The following is an 18,621-nucleotide window of genomic DNA, read 5'->3' on the forward strand; positions in this document are numbered from 1 at the left end:
CATGGGATGACTTCCGACCTCAAAACCACGCCTTCCGTCCTTTTCATCTGCACCGGCAATATCTGCCGGTCGCCCACCGCCCATGCCCTGCTCATGCACAAGGCGGCCGAACTGGGCTGGGACGTCCGCGTCGACAGCGCGGCCGTCAGCGGTGAAGAGATCGGCAATCCGCCCGACTCGCGCGCGCTGACCGAGTTGCGTCGACGTGGCGTCGCCATGCCGACACATCGCGCGCGCCGCGTCACCGCCAGGGACTTCGAGGACTACGACCTCGTACTGGGCATGACCGGTTCACACATCGACGCCCTCCGCCGTGTCGCACCCGACGCGGCGGACAAGGTCGGGCTGCTGATGGACTATGCGGACGGTCCGAAAGGCCTCGACGTGCCCGATCCGTGGTACGGCTCGGCGAAGGATTTCGTGCACGCGTTCGACATGATCGAGCGCGGCGTCGATGGCGTGATTCGTAAGCTCCGAGAGCCCGCCGCACGGTGACCGTTTCGGAACTCGACCATCTCGGGCAGCTCCTGGGCGAGCGCCCTGCCCGCCTGCATACGCTCTCCGGCGGCGACATCGCGCGCAGCGTTCGTGTCGAGCGGCAGGATGGCAGCCACGTCATGGCCAAGTTCCGTCGACCGGGACAAGCCGCGCTGACGCTCGAGGCGAGCATGCTCGATGACTTGCGTGCCGCCGGGCTCCCCGTGCCCGAGACGCTGGCGGTCGATGACGATGCACTCGTACTGGCGTGGGTCGACGATGGCGGCCGTGGCTTCGAAGACGAGGTGCAGCGTGCCGCCGGTCGTGCTATCGCAACCATGCATGCGCAGCCCGTGGGCGATGAGTTCGGATATAGGCACGACACGGTGATCGGCAGCATCCCGCAACCGAATACGTTCGATCGCGACTGGATCGCGTTCTTTCGCGACCGGCGCCTGCTTTATATGGCGGGACTCGCGGATGAAGCCGGCGAATTGCCTTCGTCGTTTCGTCACCGTATCGACAAGGTGGCCCAGCGTCTTGGCGAGTGGATCGATCCGGCGGTGCAGCCGTCGCTAGTACATGGCGATCTGTGGGGAGGCAATATGCTGGCGACCGCGCATGGCGGCGCCTGCTTTATCGATCCGGCCATCTATCGCGGTGATGGTGAGGTCGACCTTGCGCTGGCGACGCTGTTCGGCAGTGTCGGGCCGGCCTTCTTCGAGGGGTATAACGAGATCCGGCCGCTCGAACGCGGATTCATGACGACGAGGCGGCACCTCTACCAGCTGTATCCGCTGTTGATGCATGTGCGCTTGTTCGGCGGCTCGTACCTCGCCCCGCTCGACAGCACACTCGGAAAACTGGGCGTCTGATGCTTCGCCGGGCGGTCAGCGACTCGACGCATCCAGGCGTTCGCGCAAATACGTCACCACCCGCATCGCCCGCATCGACAACGCCCACTCCGCCCGACACACCAGCCAAAGCGTATCGACGACAGGATCCGTGCCCCGCACTACCTGGATAGCCTCCTGCCGCGCAAACGCACGACGCGCATGCTCCGGAATCACCGTGAAGCCAAGTCCGCGCGCTACCGGCTCAAGAATCAGCCCGATCTGATTACTGAACCCTGCGACGGGAACACCCTTAAGACCACCGGCACCGGGAAACTGACGCGCCAGGAGCCGCGTCGCCATCGCCTGACCGTCGGGATGGTCAATAAAGCCAATCTGGACGAGATCCTTCCAACCCTTCACATCGCGGTCGGCAGGAGCGACCAGTTCCAGCGCCTCAGTCGTAAACGGCTCGGCGGCCAGCGATTCGTCATCGGGCCGCAGGCTCATCAGACCGATTTCATAGCGGCTTTCCATCACCGCCGCGCGAACTTCGCTGTCCGGGGCAAAGCGATGGCGAATGACAAGCCCCGGATTCGCCTGCTGCAGATTCAGCAATAGCGGATACAGCGACAAGCCAATGCTTCCAGGCGTAATCATACTGACCTCGCCCTCCAGCGCGTCGACATCCGACAGGCGCAGCTTCAGCGCCTTGTCGGCGCGGTCCACGTCACGGCAGTAGTCCAGTAGGGCGAGGCCGGCTGGCATCAGCTCGATGCTTCGGGGCCGGCGAATCACCAGGGGCCCCAGCCGGTCCTCGAGCTGACGGATGTGCTGGCTGATGGCGGCCTGGGTGACACCCAGTCGCTCAGCGACACGGGTAAAGTTACCGAGGTCGGCAAGCTGCCGGAAGCTCTCCAGCCATTGCGGTTGAATCATAGGATTCTCTTATCCGTGAGAGATTATTCGCGCGAGCGAACTTATGGTCATTATCGACCCTCATGCAAAGGGCTGCTAGTCGTCCTCGCCCGCGAAACGTAACCAGCCTGGAACAACGATAGTCCCCGCCTCCGCAAGGCGATCGAGGCCCCCATCCACCTGCACGGTCGCCCCGTACTGCCCACGCAATTCGGCAACCACCGGCGAAGCCGTGCGCATCCAAAACAGTCGCCGGGCCGTACGTCACGTCGACGGTGACGGTCATCCCGGCGTCGCGTCCGCTGACGTGTTCTCGAACATCGTGGACCTGAACGCGCGACGCCGAACGACCGGCCGATCCGGTACTTGATGCATCACTTGGCATGCAGCTTGCCTTTACCATGGCAGGCTGCGCCGGCGCGAACGGGATTCGGTGCCTCAAACGCTTACCGCCACTTGCCGGGAATGGACATTCGCAGGGGCTGATACAGGTCATGTTGGCAGGATGGGAATCAATTCGATGACACCGCCGCGCACCGCGCGCGTGCCCAGGGCACGCTTGTGCCTCGCACTGGCGCTGGCTCTGCACGGGCCTCTGGCGCTGGCCGCGGCGCCTTCCGAACGCGACGCTCTGATGGCGAAGGCACGCGACGAACGTAGCGCGGGGCACCGCATCGACGCGCTGGCGCACTGCCAGGAGGTACTGGCCCGCTGGCCGGACGATCGCGAGGCACAGACGCTCAACGTCGCTTTATTGACGGAAATGGGCGCGACGACGCGCGCCAGGGAACTGGCGGCTCGCTTGCAACCGCCCCAGAGCGTGGGCGATCGCGTCCATCTGGACGCCGATCACATCGCCCACGAAATCCGCTGGGCTAACGGCGAGCCCGCCGATCCGCGCGCACCCTATGCCGAGGCCGACCGCGCCGTGGCCGATGCCCGTCGCCTCGCGGACGATCCCCAGCTGGACCAGGGCCTGCGCCAGCGCGCGGAGCTGGATCTGCTGGTGGCGCTGGACCAGGCCGGTCGCGCGGACGAGGTGGTCACGCGTTACGACGCGCTTCGCCAGCGTAACGTCGCCCTGCCCGCTTACGTCGAGCGCGCCGTCGCCGATGCGCTGCTGGTCAGGCGTCGGCCGGCGGAAGCCGCAACCCTTTACGAAGACAGCATTGCCAAGGACCCGGGCCCCTATGGCGCCGCCGATTTCGAACCACGCATCGGCCTGATGTACGCCTACCTGGAATCCGGGCAGACGGACAAGGCCATCCGGACCATCGATGCGCTCGCCGCGAAAGAGCCGACATGGACGCGCGTGCCCGGTATCCGTGCTCCGATCCAGAACCAGCGCAAGGTCGATGCCGATCTCAACGCGGCCACACTCCGCGAATACGTCGACATGCCGGCCGACGCGTACGACCGCCTTCTTCCGATGTCGCGCGAGGCGCCCGCCAACTCGCAGATCCGTCGCGAGCTCGGCATGGTCGAGCTGGCGCGCGGCTGGCCACGCCGCGCGCAGGAAGACTTCAACATCGCCGGCACGCTCGACCGCCGCGATGTCGGCGCCTACATCGGTGAAGCCGACGCCGCGCGCGTGCTCAACGATTATGAAAGCGTGGACGAGGACCTGGGCGTCGCGCAGACCCTGGCCGACCGCAATGGGCGCGTCGCCCGCGCCGTGCAGTCGTGGAACCGCGGCCGCGGCTGGCAGTTCGATCTGAGCACCGAACAGGGCAAGGGCTCCAGCCCCGACTTCGGCGACCGAGACGCCACGACCCAGGCGTCGGCCGCGAGCCCGCTGATCGACGATCACTGGCGTGTGCTGGCACTGGCCCGCTACTCGACCGCCGACCTGCCCGAAGGCGACGTGCGTCGCTCACGCGTCGGCGTGGGCGTGATCGGCTATGCCCGTGGTCTCGAGGCTTATGTGCGCGCCCTTCCCGCCGCCGACCGTTATGTCGGCAAGACCGCCCTCGAGGCCGGCTTCGACTGGTCGATCACCGATCACTGGGCCTGGGCGACCGATTACAGCACCGCGGGCGACGACGCGCCGCTGCGTGGACAGTACTACGGCATTTCAGCGAAGACGCTGGATACCGCCGTCACCTGGAAAGCGAGCGAGCTGACCCAGGCGCGCGTGGGCCTGTCGCGCGACAACTTCAGCGACGACAACAAGCGCACGTCATGGACCGCCTCGCTGACCCAGCGACTGCACACCGCTCCCAATCTGGCGCTGGACGGCGGCATCGAACTGGGTGGCTCGATGAACACCCTGACCGATCGCCCTTACTTCAACCCGCGCCGCGACAAGAGCTACGCGGTCACGGGCCGCCTGCAGAACCTGCTCGGCCAGTTCTACGAGCGCGCGGTCACACAGCGGATCGACGTCGCCGTGGGACAGTACGCCGAACAGGGCTACGCCACCGACTGGATGGCCACCATCCGTTACGGTCAGACGTTCCAGCCGCGCGCCGGTATCCGGCTGGGCTGGGGAATCGGCTGGCACAACCAACCTTACGATGGTCAACGCGAACACCGCTTCGTCCTCGACCTGACGATGCACTGGGGAGAATGAGAGTCATGCGTCCGCTGTTGTTTCTGCTGATCCTGCTCGGAGCGGCCCTGTCCGCCGCCGCGCAGCCGGTCGCCGCCCCGCACCCCACCCTCATCGTCCTGGCCTACCACGACGTGCGCGACGACGTCGGCCTTCAGGCCGATCACGATCCGGATGCGACCAGCACCGATCACCTCATCGCTCATTTCGACTGGCTGCGCGCCAACGGCTACAACATGGTCAGCCTGTCGCAGGTCGTGGACGCCAGCAACGGCGGCAAGCCCTTGCCGAAGGACGCCGTACTCCTGACCTTCGACGATGGCCTGGAGAGTTTCTACACCCGCGTGTATCCGCTCCTGCGTGCCTATCACTATCCCGCGCTGCAGGCGCTGGTCGGCTCGTGGATGGACATGCCCGACGGCAAGCACATGCCGTACAACGGCGGCGACTGCACGCGTTCGTGTTTCCTCACCTGGGATCAGGTCGCCGAGATGCAGAAATCGGGCCTCGTCGAGTTCGGCTCGCATACGTGGGAAATGCATCAGGGGCAGAACGGCAACCCGCAGGGTAACCAGATGCCCATGGCCGCCTCGATCGCTTACGACAGCGCCACGAAGCACTACGAGACCGAGGCCGAATACGCCGCGCGCGTCCGCAAGGACCTTTCGCACAGCGCGGAAGAAATCGCCGCGCGTACCGGCGTGCGCCCGCGCGCGGCGGTGTGGCCTTACGGTGCCTACACCCGCGTGGGTCGCGAAGTCGCCGCCGACCTCGGGATGAGCGTGTCGCTCAGCCTGGGCGACAGCGTCCCCACGCTGATCCCCGGCAAGACGATCCCGCGCCTGCTGGTCAGCGGCAACGTCACCGCCAACCGCCTCGGCTGGCTGATGCGTCATCAGGCCCGTGTCGACGCCACGCGCGCCGTACAGGTCGACCTCGACTACATCTACGACCCCGATCCGGCGCAGCAGGACCGCAACCTGTCGAAGCTGCTCGACCGGATCAAACGGATGCACCCCAGCCAGGTCTGGTTGCAGGCCTACGCGGACCCGGATGGTGACGGCGTGGCCGATGCCGTTTACTTCCCCAACCGTCACCTGCCGGTACGCGCCGATCTGTTCTCGCGTGTCTCGTGGCAGTTGCGTACCCGCGCCGGCGTGCGTGTCTACGCGTGGATGCCCGTGCTGGCTTTCCGGTTCCCGGACGGCAAGGATCTGCCTTCCCTCGCGGGCGAGCCAAAGCCCGGTGGCGATCATTTCCGCCTCGCGCCGTATGACCCACGCGTACGCAAGATGATCGGCGATGTGTACGAGGACCTCGCGATGCATGCCGACGAGGCGGGCATCCTGTTCTCCGACGACGCGTACATCCGCGATACCGACAACCTCGGCCCGTGGGCAAAGAACACGCCTGCCCAGAACACGCAGGCGCTCATCGACTTCACGAAGGAACTGACCGATCGCATGCGCCGCTGGCGCCCGCAGGTACTGACGGCGCGCAACCTCTACGCGCGTCCGGTGCTGCAGCCGCAGGCGGAGGCCTGGATGGCGCAGAGCCTGCCCGCTTTCGTCGCCGCCTACGACATGACCGCGATCATGGCGATGCCGCAGCTGGATCAGCAGTCCGACCGCCTCGGCTGGTATCGCAAGCTGACCGCACAGGTCGCCGCCGTCCCGGGAGCCATGGAGCGCACGCTGTTCGAATTCGCCACGATGAACTGGCGCACGAAGCAGCCGATCCCCGATCTGGACCTTGCCGCGCGCATGCGCGAGGTACAGGCGCAGGGCGCGCGTCACATCGGTTATTACCCCGACGACTTCCTGCACAACCATCCCGACCTGGAGACGATCCGTCCGTTCATCTCGGCGTCCGATTATCCTTATCGGGAGCCGGCACGATGAATGGCGGCCTTCTCCATGCCCTGCTCGAATTCGCGTTCTTCTATCCACTGGTGATGTCGCTCATCTGGATGAGCGGCGGCGTCATCTATTTCCTGCGCTGGGAACGCAACGAGCCGATCCGGGTCAGGCCGCCGGACCTGGCCGACTACCCGATGGTCACCCTCATCGTCCCATGCCACAACGAGGGCGAGCAGGTGCGCGAAACGATCGCGCACCTGGCGTCGCAGCAGTACCCCAACTTCGAGATCATCGCGGTCAACGACGGTTCGACCGACGACACCGGGGCGCAGCTCGACCAGCTGCTGGACCAGTACCCGAAGCTGCGCGTCATCCACATGGCCAGCAACCAGGGCAAGGCGATGGGTCTGCGCGCCGCCGCGCTCGCCTCCAACGCCGACTTCTTCGTCTGCGTGGACGGCGACGCGCTGCTCGACGACTACGCCACGCACTGGCTGGTCTCGCACATGCTGGACAGCCCTCGGGTCGCCGCGGTCACCGGCAATCCGCGCATCCGCAATCGTTCCACGCTGCTGGGCAAACTCCAGGTCGGCGAGTTCTCCTCGATCATCGGGCTGATCAAGCGGGCGCAACGGGTGTACGGCCGTATCTTCACGGTGTCCGGCGTGATCGCCGCGTTCCGCAAGAGCGCGCTGCACGACGTCGGTTACTGGAATACCGACATGGTGACCGAAGACATCGACATCAGCTGGCGCCTGCAGATGCGCCACTGGGAAATCCGCTACGAACCCAATGCGCTGTGCTGGATTCTCATGCCCGAAACCGTGCGCGGCCTGTGGAAGCAGCGCCTGCGCTGGGCACAGGGTGGCTCCGAAGTCCTGCTTCGCTACACCGGCAAGCTGATGCGCTGGCGGCAACGTCGCATGTGGCCGGTGGCGCTCGAGTATGTGATGAGCCTGGTCTGGTCGTACACCATGGCCGTCATCGTCACGCTGTGGGTGCTCGGCAAGTTCGTCGAGCTGCCCCGCGAGTATTACGTCGACACCCTGCTGCCGCACTGGCACGGCGTCGTGCTCGGCATCATCTGCCTGCTGCAGTTCCTGATCAGTCTGCTGGTCGACCGCCGCTACGAAACCCGCATCGGCCGCAACTATTACTGGATGATCTGGTACCCGCTGGTGTACTGGCTGCTCAACACGGCGACCTCGATCGTCGCGATGCCCAAGGCGCTTATGAAGCCCAAAGGCAAGCGTGCGGTATGGGTCAGCCCGGACCGGGGTCTGCGATGAAAGCCGAAGCGATCGTTATCCAGCGACCGGAGCGCCAGTCGCGCGTGCAGAAAGCCGTCTTCGGCACGGTCACCGTCTTCGCCTGGGTGGCCTGGGCGTTTTTGTGGATGCCGCTGATCACCTTAGCCGCCTGGGTCTTCGGGGCCCGCTCCGCGTGGGTGCAGTTCTATGTCCAGAACCGTATCGGCGATGGCGGCGACATCGACGTGATCTTCCTCGTCGCACTGCTCTGCGCGCTCGTTTTCACGTCGTGGTCGGGCTATAACCACGCGCGCTTCGCCGGCAGGCAGAAACGCCGTGGCAACAAGCCGTTCACCGTGGAAGAAACCGCGCGGGAGATCGGCGCCAGCACCGACGACGCCCTGCGCATTCAGGCCCATCGCCGGGCCGTGGTGAGCGTCTCCGACGAGGGCTACATGACCGTGCAGGACGTGCGCTAGCGAGCCCTCAGGACGAACACGCCGAAGGCGGGATCGGGCGATATCCACTGACGCTCGACTGTCCAACCGCCCTCCTCGGCCAGCCGTGCGAACGACGCCGGTGTGAACTTGTGCGAGTTCTCGGTGTGGATCGACTCGCCCGCGGCGAAGGCGAAGGTCTGCCCCGCCACCTGCACCTGTTGCGCCTCGCGGCTTACCAGATGCATCTCGATCCGCTCCAGCGCTGCATTCCAGACGGCACGGTGCTCGAACGACAAAGGGTCGATATCGCCACCGAGTTCGCGATTGATCCGCACCAGAACGTTGCGGTTGAACGCCGCCGTGACGCCTTCGGCATCGTCATAAGCGGCCAGCAGCACATCGGCGTCTTTTACCTGATCGGCGCCGACGATCAGATGCGCGTCGTTACCCAGCCGTTCGCGTATGGAACGCAGCAGTGCGATCGCTTCAGTCGGGGTGAAGTTACCGATGGTCGAACCCGGAAAGAACGCCACGAGTGGGCGACCCGCCACGGCCACCGGCACGTCGATTCCCGACGTGAAATCGCCGGCGACCGGATGGACCGCCAGCGCGGGATAGTTCGCTGCGAGGCTCTGCACCGCCCCCTGCAGGGCATCCGTGCTGATATCCACGGGAACATACGCCGAAATCCAGGGCGCTGCATCGAGCAGCACCCGCGTTTTCTCGCTGGCCCCGCTCCCCAGTTCCAGCAGGACCGCGCCTTGCGGAATCGTGCCTGCGAGATCGTCGGCGATGGCGTGCAGCAGCGCGGTTTCGGTGCGTGTCGGGTAATACTCGGGCGTGCGGCAGATCGCCTCGAACAGCGCCGACCCCGCACCGTCGTAGAAATACTTCGGCGAGAAGTGCTTGCGCTCCGCCGAAAGCCCGGCGAGCGTATCGCGAAGGAAGGTCAAGCGTTCGCCGTCGGGCGAACCGTGGACATCGCGCGCGAGACGAACGCCGCTGAACATCCAGCGCTGACCGGGCCGGTAAAAGTTGCGGTACGACGGACGCGAATGTCCGGGCGGGGTAACGCTCGCACCACCGCGCAAGACCATCTGCCCGACCATGAACTTGCCGTTGTACTCGCCCACGGCATCGTCGGCCGCCCGGAAGCCGGGATACGGAAGATAGGCGCTGGCCGTCCACTGCCAGGCGACGTCGTCGATCTGCTCGAGCCTGCCTTGCGTGCGAACGGCATGTTCCCACTCGGCCTCCGTCGGCAATCGCGCACCCGCCCAGCGCGCGAAGGCGTCCGCTTCGTAGTAACTGACGTGCGTTACGGGTGCGTCGGGATCCACCGGCCGCCAGCCACCCGGCGTCATGTGCGACCACACGTCGCCCTCGCGCCGCCAGTACAACGGTGCCGTCCAGTCGTCTTCCTGCCGCTGCGCCCAGCCGTCGGACAACCACAGATCCGGGCGGCGGTAGCCACCCAGCGCGATGAAGGCGAGCCACTGGCCATTGGTGACGAGGCGGTCGGAGATCTCGAATGGCTCCAGCCATACGGTATGACGTGGCCCTTCGTTGTCGAAGGCGAACGGTTCATCCGCGGCGCCGATGCGCACCGGGCCTCCGGTGACCCGATGAAAGCGTCCGCCAGGTCCGGCCGCGGGCGCAGGCCACGCCGGATCGAAAGCCGGTCGCAGCGGCGACTGGGCGAACAGGTGCTGCGCGTCCATCACCAGGAGTTCCTGGTGCTGTTCCTCATGGGCGAAACCGAGCCGGACCAGCGCCTCGACGTCGGCACCCGGGTCGGTGCGCAGGAACGACCGCATATGCATGTCGACGTGGTGCCGGTACGCCAGCACACGCTCGCTCGTCGGCCGCGTCAGCAGGCCGCGCATCGGCCGGGGATGCCGCGGACCGACCGCTTCATAATAGGAATTGAACAGATAGCCGAAGTCCGCATCGAACACGTCGTAGCCCGGAACGTTGGGGCCGAGGACGAAGGTTTCGAAGAACCACGTGGTGTGCGCGAGATGCCACTTGGCCGGGCTGGCGTCCGGCATGGACTGAACCACCATGTCTTCCGGACCGAGCGCGGATACCAGGGACTCCGTGTGAGCGCGCACGCGTTCGTAAGTCGCGCCGAGACTCTCCCCCGGCGTACATCGCGCGCACGCCGGGGTGACGTCTTCGAGAAAAGCTTGCATGGGTCGTCTTCCTTGCGGGCGGTTCAGTCAGGCGTGTGCTCGATGGTGACGCGGTCCGCGTAGAACGCGAGGTGGCCGTCGATCGACGCGACCGCGTCATGGGGTTGCTCGTAGGTCCATATGGCGTTGACCGCCCGCTCGCTGTCGCCGGGCAGGCTGTAATACGACGCCTCGCCCTTATACGGGCACCAGGAGTGATGGGCCGTACGGCTCAGAGCCTGCATATCGGCATCCTTGCGTGGCAGATAAAAGACCGGCGCGTAGCTGGCCTCCTGAAGGATCAGCGCGTCGCGGGTGTCGACGATGACGCGGTCGCCGTCGCGGACGACGACGCGACCGCCGGCCGGGGTCACGGTGATGGGATGATCGGGGCCGGGGATCCTGACGGGACGTGAGGACATTTCACTCTCCTTCGCGGCGGAATCGCCGCAGACCAGTCATCCTGCGACCGGACGGCGACGAATCCAAGGCGACAAACCGGAAAAGGTGAAATTACCCGCAGGCACAGATGACTGGATTGGAGCTTACGACCGCGCGAACCGGTAGTGCGCGACGAGCCACTCCTGTCCGTTCGCGTACCCGAAAAGCTCGGCGCAGGACATCCAGAATATGCGCCAGCGCTGGAACCAGAGCCCCGCGGCGTCCCCGTAGGCTTCACGCAGCACCGCCATCACCTCGTCGCGGGCGGCGTCCTGATTGGCCAGCCAGTGATTGGCGGTGCGCTCGTAATGGCTTCCGTCCACGTGCCAGCGATCCTCGATCTTCAGGTCCTGCTGGAACCAGAGCAGGGTGTCGGAAGCCGGCATGAGGCCGCCGGTGAAGAAGTGGCGCCCCATCCAGTCGTCCTCCCCGTCCGTCTCGAAGGGGTACATGAACTGGCGATGGGCGAAGATATGCACGAAGAGCTTGCCACCGGGCCGGAGCCAGGTGCCGATGCGCGACAGCAGGGTCTCGTAGTTGCGCATGTGTTCGAACATTTCGACCGACACGCAGCGGTCGAACCCACCCGCGGGGAGCTCCAGCGCGTTGACGTCCGCCGTGATCACCCGGACGTTGTCCAGCCCCAGCTCGACGCATCGCGCCTCGATGTGCCGACGCTGCCCCTGCGAATTGGATACGGCGGTGATCCGCGCATTGGGGAAGCGGCGCGCCATCCACAGCGTCAGCGAACCCCAGCCACAGCCGAGCTCGAGAATGGTCTGCCCGTCCGCCAGCTCCGCACGTCGGCCGTAGACGTCGAGCATCGCATCCTCGGCCTGCGCGAGCGTCTCCGCACCGGTGGGATACAGACAGCCGGAATACTTCAGGCGCGGCCCCAGGCACAGCTCGAAGAAGCGTGGCGGGAGCTCGTAATGCTGGCCGTTGGCGGCGTCCGTATGGACGGCAACCGCACTCCGCCTGAGTGCATCGATGCGCGACTGATAGCGGGCGGCCACCGTGGTCAGGCCGCCCTCGCCTTCCTCCGCCAGGCGTTTCGCGCAGAGTCGCCGGATGCCCGCGCGAATCAGCGCGTCGGGCAGCGTACCGCGCTCGGCGAGCCCGAGCAGTCCGGACGCCGCCTGATCCTCACGGGTGTAACGGGTGGAATCGGCCGTCGTGTTCATGTGTCCTCGCTATGCCGTGAGGGAAACCAAGGGAAAAACATCGGGGTGTCGCGCTGGTATCGCCGGTATTCATCGCCACGCGAACGCAGCGCCTGGGTTTCCGTGTACGGCACCCCGCTGACGAAGCGCAGAAACAGGAACATCACCAGCGGACCGCTCCATGCCAGCCAGCCCACCGGCGAGCCCACCGCGAGTGCGACATAGGCGAACCAGTGCAGCCATTCGAAGAAATAGTTCGGGTGGCGTGAGTAACGCCAGAATCCGTCGCGACAGGTTTTGCCGCGGTTCGCCGGCTGCGCACGGAAATGTGCGAGCTGCCGGTCCGCCAGCGACTCACCCACCACGCCGACGAGCCAGACCGCGATCGCTACGCCGATCCAGCCGACATGGGTCGCCGGGTTGGCCGCCACGGCGACGAACGGCACCGCGAAGAGCGCGACGAGGAAGGCCTGAAACTGAAAAAACGCGAAGAACTTGCCCTGGTGTCCGTGCCAGTGGGCACGAAGCGCACGGTATCGCCCGTCTTCGGCCTCACCACGCACCCGCCGCCAGAGGTGCAGCGCAAGACGCCCGCCCCACAATCCACCCAGGATCGCCAGCACCGCGCGCGTCGCTCCCGCGCCCGATCCTGCCAGCGCCGCCCATACGGCCGCGCCACCCACGCCGATCGACCAGAGAACGTCGACGATGCCGGCATTGTTCTTGCGCCACTGCCAGGCCCAGCCAGCGGCCATCATCCATGCCGCGGCCAGCCATATGGCGAGGAAAGTGTGTGACGTACTCATGACAGGCGCGGCTTTTCGAAAAGAAGGTGCGCCACACCGATCGACCGCTCGATGAAACCGCCTTCGCAGTACGCGAGATAAAACTCCCACATACGGATGAACCGCTGATCGAACCCCTGACCGCGCACTTCGACCAGACGGGCCATGAAGCGCTCGCGCCACGCATGCAAGGTCCGCGCATAGGACTGGCCAAAGTCCTCGAAGCGAACCAGCGCCAGATCGGTCGCCCGGGTCTTGGCCGCCAGCATGCCCTGTACCGACGGAATGAAACTGCCGGGGAAAATGTGGCGTTTGATAAAATCCACCGAGCGAAGCGCCTGTGCGTAGCGATCGTCTTCGATGGTGATCGCCTGGATCAGCGCGCGACCACCGGGCCGCAACACGCTACGGATCTTGGCGAAATAGGTCTCCTGGTATTTTGCGCCGATCGCCTCGATCATCTCGATGGAAACGACCTTGTCGTAGGTGCCGCGAAGATCCCGGTAATCCTCCAGCAGCAGCGTCACCCGCTCCTCCAGCCCGGCTTCGGCGACGCGCTGGCTCGCCAGCGCGAACTGCTCACGCGAGATCGTGGTGGTGGTCACGTGGCAACCGAAATAGCGCGCCGCGTGCACCGCGAAGCCGCCCCAGCCCGTACCGATTTCGAGAACGCTGTCGCCGGGCCTGAGGTCGAGCCACTGGCAGATGCGATTGAGTTTGCGTGTGGAGGCGACCTCCAGCGTATCGTCCTCACTCTCCCAGAGCGCCGAGGAATACATCAGGTCCGGCGAGAGGAACAACCGGAAGAAATCGTTGCCGAGATCGTAGTGCGCGGCGATGTTTCGACGGCTGCCCACGCGGGTGTTTTCGCGCAACGCATGCCATGCCTTCATGGCGATACCGCCCACGCGTGCCAGGCCGGTCTCCATGCCGTCGAGGCGGTCGCGATTACGGACCAGCAGCCGGATCAGACCGACCAGGTCGTCGCAGGTCCAGAGACCATCCATGAACGCCTCGCCCGCACCGACGCTGCCGTTGGCGGCCACGGCCCGGTAGAACGCCAGATCGTTCACGTCGATCCTGACATCGGGCGCACCCTCGACGAACTCACCCAGCGTGGTCCCTCCGAGCGCATCGCAGATCGTCAGGCGGCCATGCCGCAGGCCCTCCATGCGTGCCAGCAACATCCGCCGCAGGAAACGGTGGCTACGCGAATCGGGGACGAATTCTTCCGTGCGAGCGATGCGATTCATGGTCTCAGCCCTGTTTCATCGGGTGGTCGTAAACGGGATTGCGCTTCAGCCACAGGCGCATGGCTTCGAAATGGATGGCGCCGATGACCTTCGCGGTCATCAGCGGGTACCGCCAGAGGACACGCGCCAGCGATGCGCCCGTGAGCGGCAGGCGCCGCAGTGCGAGATGCGCGTCGAATTCGCGCTCACCGTCGCGCAGCACGTCCATATGAACGGCCAGCGTGTCGCCAGGTACGGTGAACCGCCACCGGTAGGCGCGCTCCATCGGCATGAAGGGAGACACATGGAAGACCTTGTCGAACCCGGCATCGATCGCGTGCCCCCCGGCGGCATCCGCCGCCAGCACGTAGGTGTGCCGCTCGCGCCAGGGGGTGTTGGTGATCTCCGCCAGCACGCACACGAGTGTCACCCCGTCCGCCGCGTAACAGTAGTAAAAGCTCACCGGATTGAACGCGATACCCGCGTACCGCAGATGGGTCAGCAGACGCACCGGCCCCGCCGGGCGGCGACCCAGTACCTCGGCGGCGCGATCGCGTACGGCATCGGCCAGCGGTGTGGCGGGATCGCCGAAATAGTCGGAACGACGGAACTCCGCGAGGTTGCGCCGACCGTTCGACCACAACCAGCGCCGGGCGAAGACGCGATCGACCTCGTCGAGGTCCAAGTACACCTGCGCCATGCGGTAGGTGAATGCATGGTCGTGAGGCGCGTGGCGATGGTGTGTCACCACGCCTTCGTAGATCGCGCTGGCGAAGCGGCCGGTCATGCCATCGCCTCGCGACGTAACGCCGCCACGCGCTCGAAGTCGTGCGAGAGTTCGACCGCGCTGCGCATGCCGTCCTCGTGGAAGCCCCAGCCCCAGTAAGCCCCGGCAAACCAGGTGCGACGCTGGCCCTGGATCTCGTCCTTGCGGGACTGAGCGGCGACCGAGGCGTGTGTGTAGACCGGATGGTGGTAACTCATGCGCCGCAGGATGCGCGCCGGGTCGATCGCACCGGTCCGGTTGAGCGTGACGACGAACGGATCGGGCGAGTCGATGCCCTGCAGCAGGTTCATGCAATAGCTGACGGTGCACGCGGCACCCGGTTCCGCGGGGACGAAGGCGTTCCAGGCGGCCCACGCCTTGCGCGACCTCGGCAACAGTGAGGCATCCGTGTGCAGCACGGTGTCGTTGGCCTGATACGTCATGGCGCCGAGCACGGATCGTTCGACCGCATCGGCGTCGCCGAGCAGCGCCAGCGCCTGGTCGCTGTGGCAGGCCAGCACGAGTTCGTCGAACGCTTCCGTACCCGCGTGCGTCACGACCTCGACCGCGTCGTCGTGGCGACGGACACCGACCACCGGCGTATTGAGGCGCTCCCGCACGTCCCAGCGCGAACGCAACGCATCGACGTAGGTACGCGAACCACCTTCGACCACTCGCCACTCCGGCCGGTCGGTCAGCCGGAGCATGTGATGATTGGCCATGAACTTGACGAGGTACTTCGCCGGGAAGCCGAGGATCGACGACGACGGCGACGACCACAGCGCACAGGCCATGGGCACCAGGTGTTCGTCACGGAAGGCTTCGCCATAACCATGGGCGTCGAGGTACGCCCCCAGCGCGGGACCCTCGCCAGGCACATCGAGCAGGCGCGGCGCCTCGCGATAGAACCGCGCCAGATCCCTGAGCATGCCGAGGAAACGCGGCGACACCAGATTGCGCCGCTGGCAGAACAACGTATCCAGCGTGGTCGCGTTGTACTCGAGGCCGGTGGCATCGTTACGGACCGAGAAGCTCATCGTCGTCGGCCGGGTCGCCACACCGAGTTCGTCGAAGAAAGCCGACAGCAGCGGATAGTGCGCCCGGTTGTGCACGATGAAGCCGGTATCGACCGAGTATTCGCGACCCGCCTGGCTCACCCGGTGCGTATGGGTGTGGCCGCCGGGATAATCGTTGGCCTCGAACAGCGTGACCTCATGACGTCGCGACAGCAGCCAGGCGGAAGCCAGTCCGGCGATACCCGATCCCACAACGGCCACGCGCATGGTCAGCCCCTCGCCTTCGCCGCGACCCACGCGGGAATCGGCTTCAGGTCACGGACCAGGCCCAGCCACGACATGGCGACGAGGCCGTAGTACGTCATGTCGATCTCCCACCAGCGGAAGCCCTGACGAACGGTGCCGGGGAAGAAGTGATGATTGTTGTGCCAGCCCTCGCCAAAGGTGATCAGCGCCAGCCAGAGGTTGTTGCGGCTGTCGTCACGGGTCTCGAAACGCCGATGCCCGTAGCGATGCGCCAGCGAGTTGATCGTGACCGTTGCGTGAAACAGCACGGTGGTGGAGATGAAGAATCCCCACACCAGCATCTGCCAGCCGTCCGTGCCCAGGCCGGGAGCGACGTAGTGCAGGAGCTTTCCCAGCCCGAACAGGGCGACGGCCAGCAGCACCGGCACGGCCGTGTCGAAACGGTCCAGCCAGCGCAGCTCCGGGTACACGGCGAGGTCGGGCACGCGGTCGATCTGCGTCCGGAAGCCGCGCGGCGTCAGAAACCAGCCCGCATGACTCCACAGGAAGCCATGCACGCGCGGCGAATGAGGGTCCAGCGGGGTATCGGTATGCTTATGGTGATGGCGGTGGTGCGCCGCCCACCACAGCGGACCGCGCTGCACGCAACTCGCGCCGATGACCGCGAAGACGAACTGCACCGCACGCGACGTCCGGAACGTACGATGCGAGAAGTACCGGTGGTAGAACGCGGTAAGCGCGAACATACGCAACGCATACAGCGCGACGGCGACACCGATCGCTATGGGCGACACCCCGGTCCAGATCGCGCCAAGGCAGGCGAGATGCATGACCACGAACGGCGACGCGCGCAGCCAGTCGATCCGGTCGGCACGGGCCTCATCGGACGCATCGGCGACGGACGTATCGAACCAGCGACGCCACGCCGCCTTGCGAGGCGGCAGGGGGACGTTCTGGACGGCATCGATGGACATGGTCGTGGCTGCTCTCGTGGGTTCTCCACTCTATACGGAAGGTGGCGTCAAGCGGATGCACGATCCTGGCCACGATGCCCCGGGCATGCGGTTCATGCTATAGAACGTGATGCAACGCTGACCGGCCCCGTCCGACCAAGGAACCCGACGTATGCCCGCCACCAGCCCCGCCGAGCGCGACGAGCTGAACCGACTTCTGCAACGCACCGCGGCCGGGGACGAACGCGCCTTCGCCGAGCTCTACCGTCGTACGTCGCCGCGCCTGTTCGGCGTGTGCGTGCGCGTGATGAACGATCGCGACGAGGCCGAGGAGGTCCTTCAGGAGGCCTTCGTCACCGTCTGGAAGCGCGCCGGCAGCTTCGATCCGGCATTGGCCAGCGCCGTCACCTGGCTGATGACCGTGGCGCGCAACAAGGCCATCGATCGCCTGCGACAGCGCCCGGACATGCGCCAGCAGCACGACGTCGACTTCGACGCCATGATCGACGACACACCCGGTCCCGCCCACGACGCGGAGAACGATGAGGAGTACCGCCGCCTGCGTGCCTGCCTGTCCGAGCTCGAGCAACAACAGCGTCGCTCGATCCGTGAAGCCTTTTTCGGCGGCGCTACGTATAACGAGCTGGCGGAACGTGCAAAGGTGCCCCTGGGCACCATGAAAAGCTGGATCCGTCGCGGTCTCCTGCAGCTCAGGGCATGCCTCAATCCATGAACAGTACTTTCGAAGCGGACAAGGACAACTTACGGTATGCCGAGTACGTTCTCGGCCTGCTCGATGCGGATGCGCGCGCCGCCGTGGCACGGGAGGTCGAGACCAGCCCCGAGGCCGCCGCCGCGGTGGCGCTGTGGCAGCGGCATCTGACGCCGCTCGCCCTGGAGATCGCCGACGAGGCGCCGCCCCCGCACGTATGGGCCGCGATCCGTCGCCGCCTTCGTTTCGACGCTCCCGCGGTACGGCTGCCGCAGGCCAGCATGTGGGACAACGTCGCGCTGTGGCGCTGGCTGGGTCTGGGCGCCACCGCCGTGGCCGCCTGCCTGCTCGTGCTGACCGTCACCCGGCCGACCACGCCGGTCGCTCCACCGGTCGTGACGGCGCCCAGCGGCCCGACGACGCTCATGGTCTCCACGATCGCGGGCGACAGCGGTGTCGCCGGCTGGACCGCCACGATGGACATCGACCGCTCCGAGCTGCTCGTCGTACCGGCAAGCCCCAGCGTGGTCGCCGCCGATCGCAATACCGAACTCTGGCTCATTCCGGAAGGCGGCAAGCCGATCTCCGTCGGTGTGTTCCCGCCCACCGATCCCAAGCGGTTCCATCTGGACAAGACTCTCCTCGATCGCCTCGGCCCGACAGCCGCGCTGGCCGTCTCGGTGGAACCGGTCGGTGGTTCGCCCACCGGCCAGCCGACGGGCCCGGTCATCGCCAAGGGAGCGATCCGCGCCGCGTGACGCGCGGGCATGGGCGCGGACCGGCATCTTCACATGCTCTGGCTAAC

The 18,621-nt window shown here is 66.0% G+C and carries 17 protein-coding genes; 8 read left to right on the forward strand and 9 right to left on the reverse strand.

The window, feature by feature from the left end:
* Window positions 1-6 precede the first annotated feature (6 nt).
* Together B5X73_RS08880 and B5X73_RS08885 are read left to right on the forward strand one after the other, a co-directional pair.
* The gene (locus B5X73_RS08880; protein ID WP_036113687.1) at window positions 7-495 is read left to right on the forward strand and encodes a low molecular weight protein-tyrosine-phosphatase; all 489 of its coding nucleotides are present in this window, start codon (window positions 7-9) and stop codon (window positions 493-495) included.
* A complete protein-coding gene (locus B5X73_RS08885) occupies window positions 492-1,352 on the forward strand; it encodes a fructosamine kinase family protein (RefSeq protein ID WP_079521400.1) in 861 nt (286 codons plus the stop codon). Before B5X73_RS08880 ends, B5X73_RS08885 begins: the two co-directional genes overlap by 4 nt.
* A gap of 15 nt (window positions 1,353-1,367) precedes the next feature.
* Here B5X73_RS08885 and B5X73_RS08890 read toward each other — a convergent pair whose 3' ends face one another.
* Entirely contained in the window at window positions 1,368-2,249 is an 882-nt protein-coding gene (locus B5X73_RS08890; RefSeq protein ID WP_079521401.1) for a LysR family transcriptional regulator, read from the reverse strand.
* A 499-nt stretch (window positions 2,250-2,748) separates the two neighbouring features.
* Here B5X73_RS08890 and pgaA point away from each other — a divergent pair, with 499 nt between their 5' ends.
* From pgaA to pgaD, 4 genes are read left to right on the forward strand one after another with little or no spacing between them, the layout of a single operon-like run.
* A complete protein-coding gene (gene pgaA / locus B5X73_RS08895) occupies window positions 2,749-4,800 on the forward strand; it encodes a poly-beta-1,6 N-acetyl-D-glucosamine export porin PgaA (protein ID WP_176167792.1) in 2,052 nt (683 codons plus the stop codon).
* Between the two features lie 5 nt (window positions 4,801-4,805).
* The gene (gene pgaB / locus B5X73_RS08900; RefSeq protein ID WP_254857263.1) at window positions 4,806-6,680 is read left to right on the forward strand and encodes a poly-beta-1,6-N-acetyl-D-glucosamine N-deacetylase PgaB; all 1,875 of its coding nucleotides are present in this window, start codon (window positions 4,806-4,808) and stop codon (window positions 6,678-6,680) included.
* A complete protein-coding gene (pgaC, locus tag B5X73_RS08905; RefSeq protein WP_079521403.1) occupies window positions 6,677-7,927 on the forward strand; it encodes a poly-beta-1,6-N-acetyl-D-glucosamine synthase in 1,251 nt (416 codons plus the stop codon). The genes pgaB and pgaC overlap by 4 nt, the downstream gene beginning before the upstream one ends.
* Window positions 7,924-8,367, forward strand: a complete 444-nt coding sequence (gene pgaD / locus B5X73_RS08910; RefSeq protein ID WP_176167793.1) for a poly-beta-1,6-N-acetyl-D-glucosamine biosynthesis protein PgaD — start codon at window positions 7,924-7,926, stop codon at window positions 8,365-8,367. Before pgaC ends, pgaD begins: the two co-directional genes overlap by 4 nt.
* Here pgaD and egtB read toward each other — a convergent pair.
* From egtB to B5X73_RS08950, 8 genes are all read right to left on the reverse strand, one after another.
* On the reverse strand, window positions 8,364-10,523 hold the full coding sequence (egtB, locus tag B5X73_RS08915) for an ergothioneine biosynthesis protein EgtB (protein WP_079521405.1): 2,160 nt from the start codon (window positions 10,521-10,523) through the stop codon (window positions 8,364-8,366). The two genes, pgaD and egtB, sit on opposite strands and share 4 nt — an antisense overlap.
* Before the next feature lie 23 nt (window positions 10,524-10,546).
* Complete coding sequence (locus B5X73_RS08920) at window positions 10,547-10,924, reverse strand: DUF427 domain-containing protein (RefSeq protein WP_079521406.1); 378 nt, start codon at window positions 10,922-10,924, stop codon at window positions 10,547-10,549.
* A gap of 123 nt (window positions 10,925-11,047) precedes the next feature.
* Complete coding sequence (locus B5X73_RS08925; protein ID WP_079521407.1) at window positions 11,048-12,127, reverse strand: SAM-dependent methyltransferase; 1,080 nt, start codon at window positions 12,125-12,127, stop codon at window positions 11,048-11,050.
* Window positions 12,124-12,912, reverse strand: coding sequence for a DUF1295 domain-containing protein (locus B5X73_RS08930; protein ID WP_079521408.1), 789 nt, complete (start codon window positions 12,910-12,912; stop codon window positions 12,124-12,126). The genes B5X73_RS08925 and B5X73_RS08930 overlap by 4 nt, the downstream gene beginning before the upstream one ends.
* The gene (locus B5X73_RS08935) at window positions 12,909-14,144 is read right to left on the reverse strand and encodes an SAM-dependent methyltransferase (protein ID WP_079521409.1); all 1,236 of its coding nucleotides are present in this window, start codon (window positions 14,142-14,144) and stop codon (window positions 12,909-12,911) included. The genes B5X73_RS08930 and B5X73_RS08935 overlap by 4 nt, the downstream gene beginning before the upstream one ends.
* A 4-nt stretch (window positions 14,145-14,148) precedes the next feature.
* Window positions 14,149-14,910 carry a DUF1365 domain-containing protein gene (locus B5X73_RS08940; protein WP_079521410.1) on the reverse strand — a complete coding sequence of 254 codons (762 nt, stop codon included), beginning with the start codon at window positions 14,908-14,910 and terminating at the stop codon, window positions 14,149-14,151.
* A complete protein-coding gene (locus tag B5X73_RS08945; RefSeq protein WP_079521518.1) occupies window positions 14,907-16,172 on the reverse strand; it encodes an NAD(P)/FAD-dependent oxidoreductase in 1,266 nt (421 codons plus the stop codon). Before B5X73_RS08945 ends, B5X73_RS08940 begins: the two co-directional genes overlap by 4 nt.
* Window positions 16,173-16,174: 2 nt before the next feature.
* On the reverse strand, window positions 16,175-17,125 hold the full coding sequence (locus B5X73_RS08950) for an acyl-CoA desaturase (RefSeq protein ID WP_079521411.1): 951 nt from the start codon (window positions 17,123-17,125) through the stop codon (window positions 16,175-16,177).
* A 151-nt stretch (window positions 17,126-17,276) separates the two neighbouring features.
* Between B5X73_RS08950 and B5X73_RS08955 the strand changes: the two genes are divergently transcribed.
* Window positions 17,277-17,837, forward strand: a complete 561-nt coding sequence (locus B5X73_RS08955) for a sigma-70 family RNA polymerase sigma factor (protein WP_079521412.1) — start codon at window positions 17,277-17,279, stop codon at window positions 17,835-17,837.
* Complete coding sequence (locus B5X73_RS08960) at window positions 17,834-18,574, forward strand: anti-sigma factor (protein ID WP_079521413.1); 741 nt, start codon at window positions 17,834-17,836, stop codon at window positions 18,572-18,574. The genes B5X73_RS08955 and B5X73_RS08960 overlap by 4 nt, the downstream gene beginning before the upstream one ends.
* The last annotated feature ends 47 nt before the right edge of the window (window positions 18,575-18,621 follow it).

This window comes from Luteibacter sp. 22Crub2.1, from assembly GCF_900167995.1.
In the GTDB taxonomy this organism is placed as follows: domain Bacteria; phylum Pseudomonadota; class Gammaproteobacteria; order Xanthomonadales; family Rhodanobacteraceae; genus Luteibacter; species Luteibacter mycovicinus.